General features: G+C 58.0%; 20 protein-coding genes. 12 read left to right on the top strand and 8 right to left on the bottom strand.

Annotated elements, in window-relative coordinates; translation table 11 throughout:
• From AAFM15_RS07105 to AAFM15_RS07095, 3 genes are read right to left on the bottom strand one after another with little or no spacing between them, the layout of a single operon-like run.
• On the bottom strand, positions 1-1,185 hold the full coding sequence (locus AAFM15_RS07105) for a hypothetical protein (RefSeq protein WP_341686010.1): 1,185 nt from the start codon (positions 1,183-1,185) through the stop codon (positions 1-3).
• A 13-nt stretch (positions 1,186-1,198) separates the two neighbouring features.
• Complete coding sequence (locus AAFM15_RS07100) at positions 1,199-1,792, bottom strand: GNAT family protein (RefSeq protein WP_341686009.1); 594 nt, start codon at positions 1,790-1,792, stop codon at positions 1,199-1,201.
• On the bottom strand, positions 1,789-2,631 hold the full coding sequence (locus AAFM15_RS07095; RefSeq protein ID WP_341686008.1) for a MoxR family ATPase: 843 nt from the start codon (positions 2,629-2,631) through the stop codon (positions 1,789-1,791). Before AAFM15_RS07095 ends, AAFM15_RS07100 begins: the two co-directional genes overlap by 4 nt.
• 106 nt (positions 2,632-2,737) lie before the next feature.
• Between AAFM15_RS07095 and AAFM15_RS07090 the strand changes: the two genes are divergently transcribed.
• Positions 2,738-3,397, top strand: a complete 660-nt coding sequence (locus AAFM15_RS07090; RefSeq protein WP_341686007.1) for a c-type cytochrome — start codon at positions 2,738-2,740, stop codon at positions 3,395-3,397.
• Between the two features lie 49 nt (positions 3,398-3,446).
• Here the strand turns inward: AAFM15_RS07090 and AAFM15_RS07085 are convergent, their stop codons facing one another.
• A complete protein-coding gene (locus AAFM15_RS07085) occupies positions 3,447-3,881 on the bottom strand; it encodes a DUF1841 family protein (RefSeq protein WP_341686018.1) in 435 nt (144 codons plus the stop codon).
• Positions 3,882-3,994: 113 nt separating this feature from the next.
• Between AAFM15_RS07085 and pcaF the strand changes: the two genes are divergently transcribed.
• On the top strand, positions 3,995-5,197 hold the full coding sequence (gene pcaF / locus AAFM15_RS07080; protein WP_341686006.1) for a 3-oxoadipyl-CoA thiolase: 1,203 nt from the start codon (positions 3,995-3,997) through the stop codon (positions 5,195-5,197).
• On the opposite strand, the gene AAFM15_RS07075 is transcribed toward pcaF, so the two are convergent.
• From AAFM15_RS07075 to AAFM15_RS07065, 3 genes are read right to left on the bottom strand one after another with little or no spacing between them, the layout of a single operon-like run.
• On the bottom strand, positions 5,194-7,218 hold the full coding sequence (locus AAFM15_RS07075) for a recombinase (RefSeq protein ID WP_341686005.1): 2,025 nt from the start codon (positions 7,216-7,218) through the stop codon (positions 5,194-5,196). The genes pcaF and AAFM15_RS07075 overlap by 4 nt on opposite strands.
• Before the next feature lie 50 nt (positions 7,219-7,268).
• A complete protein-coding gene (locus AAFM15_RS07070) occupies positions 7,269-7,739 on the bottom strand; it encodes a tRNA (cytidine(34)-2'-O)-methyltransferase (RefSeq protein ID WP_341686004.1) in 471 nt (156 codons plus the stop codon).
• 18 nt (positions 7,740-7,757) lie between these two features.
• Positions 7,758-8,462, bottom strand: coding sequence for a ComF family protein (locus AAFM15_RS07065; RefSeq protein WP_341686003.1), 705 nt, complete (start codon positions 8,460-8,462; stop codon positions 7,758-7,760).
• Positions 8,463-8,546: 84 nt separating this feature from the next.
• Between AAFM15_RS07065 and AAFM15_RS07060 the strand changes: the two genes are divergently transcribed.
• From AAFM15_RS07060 to AAFM15_RS07025, 8 genes are all read left to right on the top strand, one after another.
• Positions 8,547-9,461 carry a biotin synthase gene (locus AAFM15_RS07060; RefSeq protein WP_341686002.1) on the top strand — a complete coding sequence of 305 codons (915 nt, stop codon included), beginning with the start codon at positions 8,547-8,549 and terminating at the stop codon, positions 9,459-9,461.
• Positions 9,462-9,557: 96 nt separating this feature from the next.
• Positions 9,558-10,034 carry a DUF2244 domain-containing protein gene (locus AAFM15_RS07055; protein ID WP_341686001.1) on the top strand — a complete coding sequence of 159 codons (477 nt, stop codon included), beginning with the start codon at positions 9,558-9,560 and terminating at the stop codon, positions 10,032-10,034.
• A gap of 51 nt (positions 10,035-10,085) precedes the next feature.
• Positions 10,086-11,258: a cytochrome c oxidase subunit II gene (coxB, locus tag AAFM15_RS07050; RefSeq protein ID WP_341686000.1), complete on the top strand. Its 1,173-nt coding sequence runs from the start codon at positions 10,086-10,088 to the stop codon at positions 11,256-11,258.
• 34 nt (positions 11,259-11,292) lie between these two features.
• The gene (gene ctaD, locus AAFM15_RS07045) at positions 11,293-12,909 is read left to right on the top strand and encodes a cytochrome c oxidase subunit I (protein ID WP_341685999.1); all 1,617 of its coding nucleotides are present in this window, start codon (positions 11,293-11,295) and stop codon (positions 12,907-12,909) included.
• Between the two features lie 13 nt (positions 12,910-12,922).
• Positions 12,923-13,033, top strand: coding sequence for a cytochrome oxidase small assembly protein (locus AAFM15_RS07040; protein ID WP_341685998.1), 111 nt, complete (start codon positions 12,923-12,925; stop codon positions 13,031-13,033).
• Between the two features lie 9 nt (positions 13,034-13,042).
• Entirely contained in the window at positions 13,043-13,654 is a 612-nt protein-coding gene (locus AAFM15_RS07035; protein ID WP_341685997.1) for a cytochrome c oxidase assembly protein, read from the top strand.
• Positions 13,651-13,863 (top strand): DUF2970 domain-containing protein, encoded by a 213-nt coding sequence (locus AAFM15_RS07030; RefSeq protein WP_341685996.1) that lies wholly within the window; start codon positions 13,651-13,653, stop codon positions 13,861-13,863. Before AAFM15_RS07035 ends, AAFM15_RS07030 begins: the two co-directional genes overlap by 4 nt.
• Before the next feature lie 41 nt (positions 13,864-13,904).
• On the top strand, positions 13,905-14,786 hold the full coding sequence (locus AAFM15_RS07025; protein ID WP_341685995.1) for a cytochrome c oxidase subunit 3: 882 nt from the start codon (positions 13,905-13,907) through the stop codon (positions 14,784-14,786).
• A gap of 63 nt (positions 14,787-14,849) precedes the next feature.
• On the opposite strand, the gene AAFM15_RS07020 is transcribed toward AAFM15_RS07025, so the two are convergent.
• The gene (locus AAFM15_RS07020) at positions 14,850-15,083 is read right to left on the bottom strand and encodes a twin transmembrane helix small protein (RefSeq protein ID WP_341685994.1); all 234 of its coding nucleotides are present in this window, start codon (positions 15,081-15,083) and stop codon (positions 14,850-14,852) included.
• A 14-nt stretch (positions 15,084-15,097) separates the two neighbouring features.
• Between AAFM15_RS07020 and AAFM15_RS07015 the strand changes: the two genes are divergently transcribed.
• Both AAFM15_RS07015 and AAFM15_RS07010 read left to right on the top strand, forming a co-directional pair.
• Entirely contained in the window at positions 15,098-15,841 is a 744-nt protein-coding gene (locus tag AAFM15_RS07015) for an SURF1 family protein (RefSeq protein WP_341685993.1), read from the top strand.
• Positions 15,792-16,505: a hypothetical protein gene (locus tag AAFM15_RS07010; RefSeq protein WP_341685992.1), complete on the top strand. Its 714-nt coding sequence runs from the start codon at positions 15,792-15,794 to the stop codon at positions 16,503-16,505. Before AAFM15_RS07015 ends, AAFM15_RS07010 begins: the two co-directional genes overlap by 50 nt.
• Positions 16,506-16,525: the final 20 nt, after the last annotated feature.

Raw genomic sequence — 16,525 nt, 5'->3', positions numbered from 1 at the left:
TCATTTGCTGAGCATGCGCATGGCCTGCTCCAGCCCTTGCAGGGTGAGCGGGTACATGCGGTTGTTCATGAGCTGCTGCACGATCGCGATGCTTTGGCGGTATTGCCACATGCCTTGCGGCTCGGGGTTGATCCAGGCGAATTTGGGGAATGCGTGCGTCAAACGCTGCAGCCATTCGGCGCCGGCTTCGGCATTGTTGTATTCCACGCTGCCGCCAGGTTGCAGGATTTCGTAGGGGCTCATGGTCGCGTCCCCGATGAAGATGAGCTTGTAGTCCTTGTTGTACTTGCGCAGGATGTCGAGCGTCGGAAACTTTTCGGCAAAGCGGCGCTTGTTGTTCTTCCACATGAAGTCATACACGCAGTTGTGGAAGTAGTAGTACTCGAGGTGCTTGAACTCGGCCTTGACAGCCGAGAACATTTCTTCCACGCGGGCAATGTGGTCGTCCATGGTGCCGCCCACGTCCATCAGCAGCAGCACCTTGACGTTGTTGTGCCGCTCGGGACGCATCAGGATGTCCAGGTAACCCGCGTTGGCCGCCGTTTTGGCAATCGTGCCGTCCAGGTCCAGCTCGTCGTGGGAGCCTTCGCGCGCAAAGCGGCGCAGGCGGCGCAGTGCCACCTTGATGTTGCGCGTGCCCAGCTCCTGGCTGTCGTCGTAGTCGCGGTAGGCGCGCTGGTCCCAGACCTTGACGGCGCTCTTGTTGCCGCCCTTGCCGCCGATACGGATGCCCTGCGGGTTGTAGCCGCCGTTGCCAAAAGGCGAGGTGCCGCCGGTGCCGATCCACTTGTTGCCGCCCTCGTGGCGTTCCTTTTGTTCTTCGAGGCGCTTTTTGAGCGTCTCCATCAGCTCGTCCCAGCCCATCTTCTCGATGGCGGCTTTTTGCTCGGGTGTGAGTTCCTTTTTCAGGATCTGTTCGAGCCAGTCCAGCGGCACTTCTTTCGTGAAGTCAGTCAGCATTTCCACGCCCTTGAAGTAGGCGCCGAAAGCCTTGTCGAACTTGTCAAAGTGCTTTTCGTCCTTGACCAGCACGGTGCGGCTCAAATGGTAGAAGTCGTCCATGCTGCAGGCGTCGGACGCCGGGCCCACCACGTTGGCCTGCAGGGCTTCGAGCAGCGTCAGGTACTCGCGCACCGAGACCGGCACTTTGGCCGCGCGCAGGGTGTAGAAGAAGTCGATCAGCATGGTGCCGTGCCGTTCAAACGTGTTTGTTCAACAAGTACAGCAATTGTGCTTTGGCTTCGGGCCATTCGCCAGCGGTCATGCTGTACATCACGGTGTCCCGAATCGTTCCATCACGTCGCAAGGCATGGCACCGCAGCACGCCATCTTTCTTGGCGCCCAGACGCTCAATGGCGCGTTGCGATGCAAAGTTGAAGTTGTCGGTGCGCCAACCCACCACGCGGCAGCCCAGGGTTTCAAAAGCATGGGTCAGCAGCATGAGCTTGCAACTCGTGTTCACATGGGTACGTTGCATGCTTTGGGCGTACCAGGTCCAGCCAATTTCAACCCGGGAAACCGCAGGCACGATGTCGTGGTAACTGGTGGTGCCCAGCACGCGTCCACTGGCCTCCTCAATCACGGCAAACGCAAAGCGATGGCCTTCCTGACGCATTTGCAGGGCAGATTCAATGTAAGCGCGGGTGTTTTCAGGCTCGGGCACCGAGGTGATGCGTAGCTTCCAGAGTTCGCCATCACAGGCAGCCTCGCGCAAGCCTGCTTCGTGCTCCAGGCCCAAGGGCTCCAGTCGCACGCCGCGTTCACGCAAAACGATGGACTCGACCATCTTCATCGGTTGCGCTGGTTCATGAACACCAGCTTTTCAAACAGGGTTACGTCCTGCTCGTTTTTGAGCAGGGCGCCCACCAGGGGCGGCACTGCCACTTTCTGGTCGGCGCTTTGCAGAGCTTCGAGCGGGATGTCTTCGGCCACCAGTAACTTGAGCCAGTCGATCAGTTCGCTGGTCGAGGGTTTCTTTTTCAGACCAGGCAGGTTGCGCACGTCATAAAAGGTCTTGAGCGCCACGGCCAGCAAATCCTGCTTGAGGCTGGGAAAGTGCACATCCACGATCTGCCGCATGGTGTCGGCTTCGGGGAACTTGATGTAGTGGAAGAAGCAGCGGCGCAGGAAAGCGTCGGGCAATTCTTTTTCGTTGTTGGAGGTGATGAACACCAGTGGGCGCGTCTTGGCCTTGATCAGCTGACGCGTCTCGTAGCAATAAAACTCCATGCGGTCGAGTTCGCGCAGCAGGTCGTTGGGGAACTCGATGTCGGCCTTGTCGATTTCGTCGATCAGGATGGCCACTGGCGTGTCAGAGGTGAAGGCTTGCCAGAGCACGCCCTTGACGATGTAGTTCTCGATGTCCTTGACGCGTTCGTCACCCAGCTGGCTGTCGCGCAAGCGGCTCACGGCGTCGTATTCGTACAGACCTTGCTGTGCCTTGGTGGTGGACTTGATGTGCCACTGCAGCAGGGGCAGGTTCAGGGCCTGCGCCACTTCTTCGGCCAGCATGGTCTTGCCGGTACCAGGTTCGCCCTTGACGAGCAGGGGACGTTTGAGGGTGATGGCGGCGTTGACGGCCAGCATCAGGTCCTGGGTGGCAACGTAGTTTTCTGATCCTTGAAACTTCATGGTGTGGACTTTTCAATACATGGGGGAACAGCCTGTCAGGATTATGAGGCCCGGGTCTATATAATCCACAGTTGATTTTTATCAATCAATCAGGATTGTCCAAGCAATGAACAAGCTGCTGCCCTCGCTGTTGTCCCTGGTCATCACTAGCGTGATGGCTGTTTCTGCCCAAGCCCAGGAAGTCAAGGGTGATGCCAAGGCTGCTGAAGCCAAGATCGCCATGTGCATCGGCTGTCACGGCATTCCTGGTTACCAGTCCAGCTTTCCCGAGGTGTACCGCGTGCCCAAGATTTCGGGCCAGAACGCCAAGTACATTGCTGCTGCCCTGACCGCCTACAAAAAGGGCGAGCGCAAACACCAGACCATGCGTGGCATTGCTGACACCCTGAACGACCAGGACATCGCTGATCTGGCCGCTTATTACGAGCAACACGGCAAGACCGAGGCCGTCACCGCTGCGCCCAAGGCTGCCAACGAGAAGGTGACCGCTTTGTTGCAAAAAGGCGCTTGCGTGTCTTGCCACGGCGCCAACTTCACCCAGCCGCTGGACCCCAGCTACCCCAAGATTGCAGGCCAGCACAAGGATTACTTGTATGTGGCCCTGAAGAGCTACAAGGTTGAGAACCAGTCCACGTGGGGCCGCAGCAATGGCATCATGGGTGGTATTGCCAAGCAATACTCCAATGCTGAACTGAAGGCACTGGCAGAATACATTGCAGACCAGCAAGGCGAACTCAAGACCATTCCCCAGTCCAAGTTCCGCTGATCGCTCGGATCTTCAGCCAAAAGGCCCGCTGTAGCGGGCCTTTTGCATTTCAGTCTTGGGTGGCGTGGCGCTGCACGCAGTCGATGTACACCCCGCCATCGGGCATGCGCCCAGAGCGCTGGCTTTCAAACACCATGCGTCCCAAACACTCCATCGTGCGGTGGTGCGCTTCGTGCAGCGAATTGAGTTTGTGGCGGAGCAGTTCAACGGCCTGGCGTATGCCGCGCGGCTGGTCGATGCTGCACTGCTCGCTGATGGACAGGTGCATGGACAAGTGCAGAAAAGGGTTCTCGCGCGTGCTGTCCACTTCGTGCATCCGCGCCAATGCCGCGTCCACATCCGCAAGCTCGGCGTGAAATTCCGGGTGCTCGTCGATCCACTGGCTCACCAGCATTTCCATGGGTTCCAGGGGGGTGGAGGTACGGGCTTTGGCATACACGCCGCAAAAAAAACGGCGCACATCGGATTGAGAGGGTTGGATCAGCATGATGTTGGGATCATAATTCCCGACCAATTGGTCGGTTAATGGTCTAAAATCCGAAATATGCAACATAATGCATATTATTGCTTCAACCCTTTGAATAACGAGAGACAAACATGAACCAAGCCTTGATTTGCGACGCCATCCGTACCCCCTTCGGTCGCTACGGCGGTGCGCTGTCTGGCGTGCGTGCTGACGATCTGGGCGCAGTGCCGATTGCAGCCCTGATGGCGCGCAATCCGCAGGTCGATTGGGCAGCGGTCACCGACGTGCTGTACGGCTGCGCCAACCAAGCTGGCGAAGACAACCGCAACGTCGCGCGCATGAGCGCACTGCTGGCGGGGTTGCCACAAGAAGTGCCTGGCGGCACCCTCAACCGTTTGTGCGGCTCAGGGTTGGACGCTGTGGGTTCGGCAGCCCGCGCCATCAAGGCCGGTGAAGCTGGTTTGATGATTGCCGGTGGTGTGGAGAGCATGAGTCGCGCACCCTTTGTGATGCCCAAGGCCGATAGTGCCTTCTCGCGCAGCAATGCGGTGTACGACACCACCATTGGCTGGCGCTTCATCAACAAACTGATGAAGGCCCAATATGGTGTGGATTCCATGCCCGAGACCGCTGAGAACGTGGCGGTGGACTTCAAGATCGAACGCGAAGCGCAAGACCTGATGGCCTACAACAGTCAGCTGCGTGCTGCTGCAGCCATTCGCGATGGACACTTGGCCCGCGAAATCTGCCCTGTGAGCATCCCGCAGAAAAAAGGCGACGCCCTCGTGGTGGACACGGATGAACATCCGCGTGCCACCACCTTGGAAGCGCTGGGCAAACTCAAAGGCGTGGTACGCCCGGACGGCAGCGTGACGGCGGGTAACGCCTCTGGCGTGAACGATGGCGCTTGCGCCTTGCTGCTGGCCGACGAAGCCAGCGCAGCCAAATACGGCTTGACCCCACGTGCACGCGTGATCGGTATGGCCACGGCTGGTGTGGCACCGCGCATCATGGGCATTGGCCCGGCGCCAGCCACGCAAAAAGTGCTGGCGCAAACTGGCCTGACGCTAGAGCAAATGGACGTCATCGAACTCAACGAAGCCTTTGCCGCGCAAGGCTTGGCGGTGCTGCGCATGTTGGGCCTGAAAGACGATGATGCACGCGTCAACGCTTGGGGCGGCGCGATTGCTTTGGGGCACCCCTTGGGCGCCTCGGGTGCGCGTTTGGCCACCACGGCGATCAATCGCTTGCACACCACCGGTGGTCGCTATGCGCTGTGCACCATGTGCATTGGCGTGGGGCAGGGCATTGCCCTGATTCTGGAGCGCGTTTAAGTCTCGGCTTTTGACCGGATGGGCCACAGGAAAGTCAGTGGGCGTTCGCGCACCCTGATCCATAGGGCCTGCCGGATGCGTGTGCGGTCGCGTGTGCTGATGCTTTGTGCCGCCAAAGCGATGCGAAAGGCGAGGTAAAAGCTCACGCTCAGGTTGAGCGGCCCCACCACCGCCAGACCTGCAAGCGCCCACCAAAAATCGGCAGAGTGAAACACGGGCCAACCCAAAGTCCATGCGGCTGCGGTCAGCTGTCCGGCGGACAGGGTGACGTGGCGCACCTGCATGCCGACGCCAAAAAAGTCCATGAAAGCAGGCGTCAGGCCCAGCAACAGGCCCAGCGAAATGTTAGCGGCCAAACTGGAAACATGGGTCATGAGGTAGTTGCCCAAACGCTCTGCGCGGCGTGTGCCCAGCACGTTGCGCAGACGAGGGTGGTAGCGGATGGCCGAGTGCAGTTTGTTGAGCACAAAAGCGTTTTCCACCCAGCCCGCAATCATGCTGGAGGCGAACAGCAGCACCCCTGTGAAGGCAGCAAAGAAGGCGGTGGGGCCCAGCAGGTGCAGGTCATGCAACACATGCTCTGCGGTGGTTGTGTCGATCATGGCCGGCGTGCCAAATGCGCCCAGCAGGGCACTCAGGCAAGCCACCACTGGAATCACAGCCAGCACGTTGCCGGTAATGGCGGCGGCTTGTGAGCGGATCAGATGCGAGATCTCGTCCACAAAGCCTTGCACGCCGCCTTGCTCTTCAATGTGCTTGAGCTTGTGGGCCATGGCGGGCGCCGTCACTGCAGGCTGCTTGGTGGCCACAGTCCAGTGCAGGGCCATGATGACGACAAACCACAGCGCGTAGTTCAGACCGGTGCTCAGGCCCAGCCAGAAGGGCGACAAGGTCAGGGCATACAAGCCAAATTTGCTCCAGGTTGCCAGACCCAGTACAGCGCCACCGCCCATGGCAGCACCCAACATGCCCAGGTATTCGCGCAGGTTGCGGGTGATGTAGTGTTCGCCGCTTTCGGCGCTGCGTTCAACCATTTTTTCGGCCAGCATGTGGCTGTTGGAGCGCCACAGGTTGCGCACGCTGCGCGCCTCATGGCTTTGCTGTACCAGTTGCGCCAAGAGCTCGAGCATGGCGGGCATGCGCTGTGGGCTCATGAGCACATCGATCAATTGTTTGCTGCGGATGATGCGCCTGCGCATCTGCCGCAACTGAAACACGATGCCCACAGAAATGCCGTTTTCTTGCAGGTGCGCATAGACTGTGTAGGCCGCATTGCGGCACGCGTCCAGCTGCTGGCGAAGGCTGTCGGCTGCCAAGGCGCTTACAGCAGAGCCCACGCCGTGCTCAGCAATGGCGCCGCGCAACTGCTGCAGCACCGGGTTGAGCTCATGAAAGGCTCGGCGGGACTGTGCGTCTTCAGACATGCGTGAGCGCACTTCGGCAGCAAACCCTGCTGCATTGATCTGGCTGATGCAATAGGTCAGAGCGTCCAGCAAAAGTGACTCCAGGCTCGCGGGCTCTGGCTCCAGGTCCGCGGGGAGCTCCAGCAGCGCGCCAAGACGGGCCTGCGTGTCTTCAGGGATTTGTGTGAGCCAGCGTGCATCGTGCGGACGAGGACGCAGGAAATCGAACAGGGCATCGAGTTCCCGAGTGTCAGGTGTGGCGGGAAACCATTGGCCGCGTAGACGGCGGATCAGTTCGCTCCAAAATGCTTGCCGCAAGGCCAGCCCAAGATCGGCCAGAAGGGCGGTAGCGTCGGTGCTGGTGACAAAGCTGTGCCACCAGTGTTGCCAAGCCTGCTTCAGTTGCGGATCGTCGCTGATGGCCAAGGTCAGTCTTGCCAGTCTTTGCAGGCTGGTGTGGACTTGTTGTTCACTAGCGCTGATCCAGTGCCATACCTCGTGCAGCCACAAGTGACGCTCGGCGAGGCTTTGCGGTTCTTGAAGGCGTTGCAGCAGTGAGGGCAGTCGATCCTTGGGCATGTCCGGTTGATGATCTTCGAGGCGTGTTGCACAAGTCATGGACCTTAACCGATTTCACATGGCCCGCCAGCGCGCAGGCCATGCAGGGTTCAGGCGGCTCCGGCAAAGCCGTTTTGACGCCAGGCTTCAAACACCGTCACAGCCACCGCGTTGGACAGGTTCAGGCTGCGTTGCGTGGGCAGCATGGGCAAACGGATGCGCTGCTGCGCGGGAAAGTTTTCACGCTGTGCTTCGCTCAGGCCGCGGCTTTCGGGACCAAACACAAACCAGTCGCCAGGCTTGAATTTCGTTTGGTGCAAAGGGGTGCTGGCCTTGGTGGTCATGACAAAGATGCGGGCGCTATGGTGCTGAGCCTGTGCCAGCCAGTCGGCCCACGACGCATGGCGTTGCACGCTGGCGTACTCGTGGTAATCCAGTCCGGCGCGGCGCATGAGTTTGTCTTCCATCGAAAAGCCCAGGGGCTCAATCAGGTGCAAATGGCAGCCCGTGTTCGCCGCCAGGCGAATGATGTTGCCCGTGTTGGGCGGAATTTCGGGCTCGACTAAAACAATATTGAACATGGCACGTATTGTGACGAATCAGGCGCGTGCAAACACCAGTGCACCGACCGATCGCGCGCCAGCCTGGCGCAGCAGGCGTGCGGCCTGGCGCAAGGTTGTGCCGGTCGTCATGACGTCATCGATCAGCACGATGCTTTGCCCCTGGATGCTGGCGCGTGCTGTGGGCTCGAGCGCAAAGGCTTGGTCCAGGTTGTGCAGGCGCTCGCTGCGGGGCAGGTGGCTTTGGGCTTCGGTGTGCCGCAAACGGTGCAGCCACTGCGTCTGCATTTTGGCGTTGGCCAAGTGGCGCGCCAACAAGACCGACTGGTTAAACCCGCGCTCGGCCAGTCGCTCTGCCGACACCGGAATGGGCACCACAGCATCGCAGGATTCCAGCAGTAACTCTGCGCCGGGGGTGTGGCGCATCAGCAAGGCCAGGCTTTGGGCCCAGGCGGGCTGGGCGCTGAATTTGAAATCCACCATCACTTTGGGCCAGGGCCAGTCGTAGCTGACGCTGGCAATGCAAAAGTCCAGTGCAGCAGGCTGACGCTGGCAGTCTGCGCAGATGCGCTGGCCTGCCTGAATAGGCAGGGCGCAGTGTTTGCAGCGCAGGCGTGGCTGGGCAAAAGCACCTACGCAGCTCTCACATAAAACATCGGGACCCCAAGTGTTGCAAATGGCGCAATGGGTGGGCCAGCGACGTGCCTGCCAGAGGTTTTGCAGCGGGGTCCAGGGCCATTTCATGCGGACTCAATATACTTCGGGGCCGGTTTGCCTACAAGCCGGTTGCCCACAAACTGTTCGCGTTTGCCCGACGCTGGATTGGCCATGACCGATGTGACTCCCCCTTCTATGGATGCTGTTGCCGCCCAGCGGTGGCTGGCGCAGCTGCCTGCACAGGTGCCGCCAGCTTCGCCTTGGCTGCACGAAGAGGTGGCGCGTCGCATGATGGAGCGTCTGGACATCATCACCGTGCAGCCTGAGCAGTGGTCGCACTGGCAGCCGGTGCGTGGCGGTTGGCAGGCGCATCAGGCGCTCAAAGCGCGCTATCCGCAAGCACGGGCCTGGCTGGTGCCCGGCTCCGGCGCTGAGGAGGCTGTTTTGCAAAAAAGCGTTCAGCGGCCTTGGTGGGCCGTGTGGCGCAAGGAGAGCGAATGTGTCGGCATGCCCCCAGCGGGTTCGGTGCAAATGGTGTGGGCCAATATGGTCTTGCACCAGCAGTCCAGACCGCAGGAGATGCTGGCGCAGTGGCACAAAGCGCTGGCGGTGGATGGCTTTTTGATGTTTTCCTGTCTGGGCCCGGACACCTTGCGCGAGCTGCGCGAGCTCTACAGTGCGCAGGGCTGGCCCACGCCGATGCACGAATTGACCGATATGCATGACTGGGGCGATATGCTGGTGCAGGCCGGCTTTGCAGAGCCAGTGATGGACATGGAGCGCATCACCCTGACGTTTGAGACGCCCGAGCGCCTTGTGCAGGAGCTTCGCGAATTGGGGCGCAATCTGGCGCTGGGCCGTGGATCGATAGTGCGTGGTCGCGTATGGCACAGGCAGTGGCTGAAAGCTTTGAGCCAGCTGGCGCAGCCCAGGCATGACGGGAAATTGGGCTTGACCTTCGAGCTGGTGTACGGCCACGCCTTCAAGCCGACGCCCCGGGCGCGGGTGGCGCAGGAGACCGGTATTGATCTGGTTGAGATGCGTCAAATGTTGCGTCAATCTGCCAAAGATCGATCTTCAAGTTGAGAAATATCAAAACCTTGCCCAACTCGGGTAAAATTCCGCACAATTTCGACCATTCTGTGCACGTGAAACGTGCATGAAATTCAGAAAAGTTGACGCATGTCAAGTTCGGGATTCCAGTTTGCGCAGGTGTCGGGGCCCAGCATTGATTGGCGCTTGCGGCGCAATTGTTCCGTGACGCCAGCCCAGCTGGCGTCGGTCTATGGACTGCTGTGCGTGGTTTCCTTGGGCATTGGCCTGTTTTTCTGGTCTTACGGTGCGCCCATCGTGTTGGGCTTTGCCGGGCTGGATTTGCTGGCGGTGGGCGCGGCTTTTCTGATGTATGCACGGCACGCAACAGATGGTGAGTGGATTTCGCTGCAGGGTGCAAGCCTGGTGGTGGAGCGAGAGACCGCAGGACACCGTGAACGCACGGAGTTTGACCGGCAGTGGGTTCGCATCGAATCCGTGGCCGGCCGTCATGGACTGATTGCGGTTTCGAGTCGGGGGCAGACAGTCGAAGTAGGGCGCTTTGTGCGCCCCGAGATGCGTCGGGCTCTGGCTGGAGAGATCAGGCAGGCATTGCGCGTGGCGTGATTGCTCTGTTCGTAGTGTGTGGGTTCAACCGAGACTTGGAAGTAAGAAAACATGAAAATCATTTCCAGTAAATTGGCTTCGCAGCTGTCCCGCGTGGGCGTTCTGTCTGCCACGCTGCTGGCCACTGCGGCCCATGCTGTCAATGACTTGCCGGGTGGTCCCGCAGTCAATCAGCTCAATTTCGCAGCCCCTGCGACCAAAATCGCCGAAGAGCAGCATTGGTTGCACTGGATGATGCTGATCATCTGCACCGTGGTTTTTATTGCCGTGTTCTCGGTGATGTTTTATTCCATCTGGAAGCACCGCAAATCAGTGGGTCACAAGCCTGCCAGCTTCAGTGAGTCCATGACCGTGGAAGTTTTGTGGACTGCCGTCCCTTTTCTGATCGTGATCCTGATGGCCTTGCCCGCTACCAAGGTTCTGGTCGCTCAAAAAGATACCACCAATGCTGATCTGACAGTCAAAGCAACGGGTTATCAGTGGAAGTGGGGATATGACTACATCAAAGGCGAGGGTGAGGGCTTGAGTTACATCTCAACGCTGGACTCTTCGCATCGCGCGATGTCGGATGCGGGCAAGCCTGCTGGCGACAATTACCTGTTGAAAGTAGACAACCCCTTGGTGGTTCCCGTTGGGCAGAAAATCCGTGTCATCACGACCGCCAATGACGTGATTCACGCCTTCATGGTGCCTGCTTTTGGTATCAAGCAAGACGCGATTCCGGGCTTTGTTCGTGACACCTGGTTCCGTGCGGAAAAAACCGGTGATTTCTACGGCCAGTGTGCCGAGCTCTGCGGTAAAGAGCATGCTTACATGCCGATCCACGTGAAGGTGCTTTCTGCTCAGGACTACACCGCATGGGTGGCTGCCGAGAAGAAAAAGCTCGCTGCCAAGATGGACGACCCCGGCCGTGTCTGGAATCTGGATGACCTGGTCAAGCGTGGTGAGAAGGTCTATGCAGCCAACTGTGCCGCCTGCCACCAGGCCAACGGCAAGGGCGCTGGCCCGATCAAGGCAGTTGACGGTTCCCCAGTGGTTCTGGATGCCGACAAGAGCAAGCAAATTGCTGTGCTGCTCAACGGTCAGAACAATGGCGCCATGCCCGCATGGAAGCAGTTGTCGGACACCGATATTGCAGCTGTGATCACCTACACCAAAAACAACTGGTCCAACAAGACCGGGCAGATCGTGCAGCCGGCCGAAGTGCTTGCCGCCCGCAAGTAAGTCAGTACCGCATTAATTTAAAGAGGAAATCAAGATGAGTGCCGTTCTCGACCATCACGATCACGCCCACGACGATCATGGGCATGCACCTGCCGGCTGGCGCCGTTGGGTTTACGCGACCAATCACAAAGACATCGGTACGCTTTACCTGCTTTTCAGTTTTGCGATGTTGATGATCGGGGGCGTGCTGGCTCTGCTGATCCGTGCAGAACTGTTCCAGCCGGGCTTGCAGGTGGTCAATCCTGAGTTGTTCAACCAATTCACCACCATGCACGGCATCATCATGGTGTTTGGCGCGATCATGCCGGCCTTCGTTGGATTCGCCAACTGGATGTTGCCTCTTCAAGTGGGCGCCTCCGACATGGCATTCGCCCGCATGAATAACTTCAGCTTCTGGTTGATGATTCCTGCTGCCTTGATGCTGGTTCTGTCCTTCTTCATGCCGGGCGGTGCTCCAGCTGCCGGCTGGACGCTGTATGCGCCGCTGACGCTGCAGATGGGCCCCTCCATGGACGCTGGTATTTTTGCCATGCACATCCTGGGTGCTTCGTCCATCATGGGCTCGATCAACATCATCGTGACCATTTTGAACATGCGCGCTCCTGGCATGACGCTGATGAAAATGCCGATGTTCGCATGGACCTGGCTGATCACTGCGTATCTGTTGATCGCCGTGATGCCCGTGTTGGCTGGCGCGATCACCATGACCCTGACCGACCGTCACTTCGGCACCAGCTTCTTCAACCCCGCTGGCGGTGGTGACCCGGTCATGTACCAGCACATCTTCTGGTTCTTCGGTCACCCCGAGGTGTACATCATGATCTTGCCGGCCTTCGGCATCATCAGCCAGATCGTGCCCGCCTTCTCACGCAAGAAGCTGTTTGGTTATGCATCCATGGTGTATGCCACTTCGTCGATTGCCCTTTTGTCTTTCATTGTCTGGGCTCACCACATGTTCACCACCGGTATGCCGGTGACTGGCCAGCTGTTCTTCATGTACGCCACGATGCTTATCGCTGTGCCCACTGCTGTGAAGATTTTCAACTGGATCGCCACTATGTGGCGCGGTTCCATGACATTTGAAACCCCCATGTTGTTTGCTGTGGGTTTCATCTTTGTTTTCACCATGGGTGGTTTCACTGGCCTGATCCTGTCGATGGCCCCCATTGACATCCAGATGCAAGACACCTACTACGTGGTTGCTCACTTCCACTATGTGTTGGTGGCTGGCTCCTTGTTTGCTCTGTTTGCTGGCTTTTACTACTGGGCTCCTAAATGGACCGGTGTGATGTACAGCGAAACCCGCGGCAAGATCCATTTCTGGTGGTCTTTGATTTCCTTCAACATCACCTTCTTCCCGATGCACTTCCTGGGTCTGGCCGGTATGCCCCGTCGCTATGCCGATTACCCCATGCAGTTCACAGACTTCAACATGATTGCTTCTGTGGGTGCGTTCTTCTTCGGTTTTGCACAGGTGTATTTCTTCCTGTTCATCGTCTTGCCTGCAATGCGTGGCAAAGGTGAAAAGGCTCCACAGAAGCCCTGGGAAGCAGCAGAAGGTCTGGAGTGGGAAGTTCCCTCTCCCGCACCTTTCCACACCTTTGAAAATCCGCCCAAGCTGGATGCCACTGCAACCCGCGTGATCGGTTGATTCAGGCATGGCCATGACTCCACAACAAAAGAAAAGCAACCTTCGCCTGGCTTTGATCCTGGTGTCGGTTGCCGTGGCCATACTGGTCGGTTTCGTGGCCAAGCTGGTCTTGTTACAGCCTTGAGTCTGACAAATGAATTTGCGCAGTGAAAACCTGAAGATGGTGGGCAAACTGGTGGTTATTACTGCCGGTATGTTCGGCTTTGGGTATGCGCTTATCCCCATTTACAAGCACATTTGTGATGTGACGGGTATTAACATTTTGTCGCTTTCCGAGCGCATGGTGCCAGGTAATGGTGCTACGGCTGCGGCGGCCAAGCAGCCTTCAAATACCCAAGTTGATCGCAGTCGGACCATCACTGTTGAGTTTGACGCCAATGCCCGTGGGCCCTGGGATTTCAAGCCAGAGCAGCGCTCCATCCAGGTGCATCCCGGTGAGCTCAATACAGTTTTGTATGAGTTCCAAAATGTGCAAAATCGCAGAATGGCAGCGCAAGCTATTCCAAGTTATGCACCGCATCAGGCTGCCAGTCACTTCAACAAGCTTGAGTGTTTTTGCTTCAACCAGTACGTTCTGGAGCCGGGTGAAAAAAGGCGCTGGCCAGTCACATTTGTGATCGACCCCAAAATCTCCAAAGATGTAGCGACGATCACTCTGTCCTACACTTTTTTTGAAGTGGGTGGCAAGACGCCTCCCGCTCCGGTCGCCTCGCGTGGGCTGACATCAGCGGAGTCGGGCTCATGAGCGCAGCTCGTAAAGGTTCTGTGATTCGTACTGTGAAGGCGGTGTTGTGGTCTTTTTTTGGTGTTCGTAAGAATACGGACTACCAGCAAGACATCGAGAAGCTGAACCCGTTTCATATTCTTGGCGTTGGTCTTGCAGCAGTATTTTTGTTTGTACTGGGCTTAATTGCCTTGGTCAATTGGGTCGTGGTTTCCCCCGCGGGTCTTTAACCCAAGATTCGATTTCGAAAGAAAAGAGAGCAGGAGTCAGAATGAGTTCTTCAGCACACGGCACAACGCCTTATTATTTTGTTCCACATGAGTCTCGTCATCCTGTGATGGCGGCCATTGGTTTGTTCTTTGTGATTCTCGGCGCTGGGCAGTGGATCAATGGTTCAGGCTGGGGCATGTACGCCCTTTTCTTCGGACTGATCTGGTGGTTGACTGTTTTGTATCAATGGTTCAAAGACTCAATCGCAGAGAGCGAGGGTGGACAGTACAGCCGCAAGATTGATCTGTCTTACCGTTGGAGCATGACCTGGTTCATCTTCTCTGAGGTGATGTTCTTTGGTGCGTTTTTTACGGCACTTTGGTGGGCTCGGACGCACTCCGTCCCCGCTCTTGGCTCGCTTGACAATGCTCTTCTGTGGCCCGACTTCAAGGCTGTGTGGCCGACGCTTGCTGCTGGTGTGACCGCTTCGCCTGCTGGCATTGTGGAGCCCTTCCAGACCATGGGCCCTTTCTGGTTGCCCACGATCAACACAGCCTTGCTGCTGACCTCGGGCGCAACGCTGACGGTGGCGCACCACGCATTGCAGCACGGTGACCGTGCCAAGACCATCCGTTTCATGTGGATGACGGTCGCTTTGGGCATCGTGTTCCTGTTTGTTCAGGGCTACGAGTACTACCATGCCTGGACGGGCATGAACCTGAAATTGTCTTCTGGCGTTTATGGCTCCACCTTTTACATGCTGACCGGTTTCCACGGTTTCCACGTGTTCGTGGGCATGCTGATGCTGTTGTTCATCACCCTGCGCCTGCAAAAAGGGCACTTCACCACCGAGCGCCATTTCGGTTTTGAAGGCGCTGCCTGGTACTGGCACTTTGTGGACGTGGTGTGGCTGGGTCTGTATATCCTGGTGTACTGGATGTAAGGTCTTGCGGCCCGCAATAAAAAAGCGCCCTCGGGCGCTTTTTTGTTGGTGCGTTCAGGCTTGTTATGCGCCCGAGGGAATGCCGGTAGGTTGTACCCAGCCCATTTTCCAGGCCAACAGGATGCACAAAAACAGCACGATGGAAAAACCGACCCGAAAAGCCAGGGCCCGGACCATATTGCCCTTGGGGGCGGCGGATTGATCGGTGGTGTTGGGCGAGCCCTTCATCATGTAGACAAGGGCAGACGCTAAACTGATCAGGATGGCTGCAAAAGCCAGTGCGACAAGAATTTTCATGGAGTGATTATCCGGTGAGTTTCTCATCCTCGACAACACGCAAATGGCTGGTTTTGTTTGCTGCCGTGCTCGCTGGCGTCGTCACGACCTCGATGGGCATGTGGCAGCTGCGGCGTGCTGCAGACAAAGAGGCCGTGATCACAGCCCGCCAAGCCATGCAGGCGATGGCGCCTTTGGACCTGAGTGCGATGGGCGGCCCCTCTGACAGCGAAGCCAATCGTCAGGGCATGATTTACAGAAAAGTCACGCTCCAGGGCCAGTGGCTGAACCAGTACACGGTGTATCTGGACAACCGCCAGATGCGTGGACGCCCCGGCTTTTACGTGGTCACACCTTTCAAGTTGGCCGACAGTTCCGCTGTGGTCTTGGTACAGCGCGGCTGGGTGGCGCTGGATGCGCACAAGCATGACCGGGTGCCTGAAATCCAGACACCAATGCAAGCGCTTCGTATCGAGGGGGTGTTGGCCCCTTGGCCCTCAAGGATGTTCGAGCTCGACGGCAGTGGCAGTGGCCAAATACGGCAAAATCTGGACTTGGCCGCATACCGGCTGGAGACAGGGTTGCCCTTGCTGGAGATCAGCGTGCAGCAATCCGCTCCGCCTGACGACGCTTTGCTGCGCGAATGGCCGCAACCTGCCAGCGGTGTTGAAAAACACTATGGCTATGCTTTTCAGTGGTTTGGCCTGACGGCCTTGATCGCGTTTCTTTATGTCTGGTTCCAAATTGTCAAACCCCGCAGAAAACAATTCGCTGATTGATGCCCCTTTGGGCATGACTGTGCACAGCCTGCCCGCTCCAGCACAGGTGGCTTATGCGGATGCACGTCGTACCCGTCGTGGACGTGTCTTTATGTTGATGGTGCTGTTGTTGTGTGCGGCCCCTGTCATTGCTTCGTATTTCACCTACTACGTCGTGCGACCAGCCGGGGGGCGCAATTTCGGTGAGTTGATCCAGCCGGCCGTCCCGTTGCCCGCCGTACAAGCTGCGCAGCTCGATGGTCAAACCGTACCCCTGCAAAGTTTGCGAGGTCAGTGGTTGCTGGTGACTGTGGCAGGAGGGGGCTGCGACAAGGTTTGCGAAAACAATCTGTACTTCCAGCGCCAGTTGCGTGAAACGCAGGGCAAGGAGAAGGACCGCATTGACCGCGTCTGGTTGGTGGTAGACGATGCCCCGGTGGCTGCAGCCCTGCAAGCAGGCTTGCAAGGTGCGCAGGTGCTGCGTGTGGACCCACAGGCTTTGTCTGCCTGGCTCAAGCCGGCTGCTGGTCAGGAATTGGCTGACCATTTGTATGTGGTGGACCCGATGGGCAACTGGATGATGCGCTTCCCGGCGGGCATGGATGTGCACATGGCCAGCAAGGCGCGTCGCGATCTGGAGCGCCTCATGCGTGCATCCGCATCCTGGGACGAAGCCGGTCGCTGACCGACCGTTTGAGCTGTTGC

Origin of the sequence: Limnohabitans sp., assembly GCF_038134685.1 — a bacterium.
In the GTDB taxonomy this organism is placed as follows: Bacteria; Pseudomonadota; Gammaproteobacteria; order Burkholderiales; family Burkholderiaceae_C; genus Limnohabitans_A.
The sequence above is the reverse complement of the archived record's forward strand: the minus strand, read 5'-3'. Positions and strand labels throughout refer to the sequence as shown.

Coding starts and splice junctions, on each gene's coding strand:
- AAFM15_RS07030 (WP_341685996.1), top strand. CDS start 13,651: ATGAGCGCAGCTCGTAAAGGTTCTGTGATTCGTACTGTGAAGGCGGTG.
- coxB (WP_341686000.1), top strand. CDS start 10,086: ATGAAAATCATTTCCAGTAAATTGGCTTCGCAGCTGTCCCGCGTGGGC.
- AAFM15_RS07060 (WP_341686002.1), top strand. CDS start 8,547: ATGACCGATGTGACTCCCCCTTCTATGGATGCTGTTGCCGCCCAGCGG.
- AAFM15_RS07075 (WP_341686005.1), bottom strand. CDS start 7,218: ATGACTTGTGCAACACGCCTCGAAGATCATCAACCGGACATGCCCAAG.
- AAFM15_RS07065 (WP_341686003.1), bottom strand. CDS start 8,462: ATGAAATGGCCCTGGACCCCGCTGCAAAACCTCTGGCAGGCACGTCGC.
- AAFM15_RS07105 (WP_341686010.1), bottom strand. CDS start 1,185: ATGCTGATCGACTTCTTCTACACCCTGCGCGCGGCCAAAGTGCCGGTC.
- ctaD (WP_341685999.1), top strand. CDS start 11,293: ATGAGTGCCGTTCTCGACCATCACGATCACGCCCACGACGATCATGGG.
- AAFM15_RS07055 (WP_341686001.1), top strand. CDS start 9,558: ATGTCAAGTTCGGGATTCCAGTTTGCGCAGGTGTCGGGGCCCAGCATT.
- AAFM15_RS07070 (WP_341686004.1), bottom strand. CDS start 7,739: ATGTTCAATATTGTTTTAGTCGAGCCCGAAATTCCGCCCAACACGGGC.
- AAFM15_RS07100 (WP_341686009.1), bottom strand. CDS start 1,792: ATGAAGATGGTCGAGTCCATCGTTTTGCGTGAACGCGGCGTGCGACTG.
- pcaF (WP_341686006.1), top strand. CDS start 3,995: ATGAACCAAGCCTTGATTTGCGACGCCATCCGTACCCCCTTCGGTCGC.
- AAFM15_RS07035 (WP_341685997.1), top strand. CDS start 13,043: ATGAATTTGCGCAGTGAAAACCTGAAGATGGTGGGCAAACTGGTGGTT.
- AAFM15_RS07095 (WP_341686008.1), bottom strand. CDS start 2,631: ATGAAGTTTCAAGGATCAGAAAACTACGTTGCCACCCAGGACCTGATG.
- AAFM15_RS07040 (WP_341685998.1), top strand. CDS start 12,923: ATGACTCCACAACAAAAGAAAAGCAACCTTCGCCTGGCTTTGATCCTG.
- AAFM15_RS07025 (WP_341685995.1), top strand. CDS start 13,905: ATGAGTTCTTCAGCACACGGCACAACGCCTTATTATTTTGTTCCACAT.
- AAFM15_RS07020 (WP_341685994.1), bottom strand. CDS start 15,083: ATGAAAATTCTTGTCGCACTGGCTTTTGCAGCCATCCTGATCAGTTTA.
- AAFM15_RS07010 (WP_341685992.1), top strand. CDS start 15,792: ATGTCTGGTTCCAAATTGTCAAACCCCGCAGAAAACAATTCGCTGATT.
- AAFM15_RS07090 (WP_341686007.1), top strand. CDS start 2,738: ATGAACAAGCTGCTGCCCTCGCTGTTGTCCCTGGTCATCACTAGCGTG.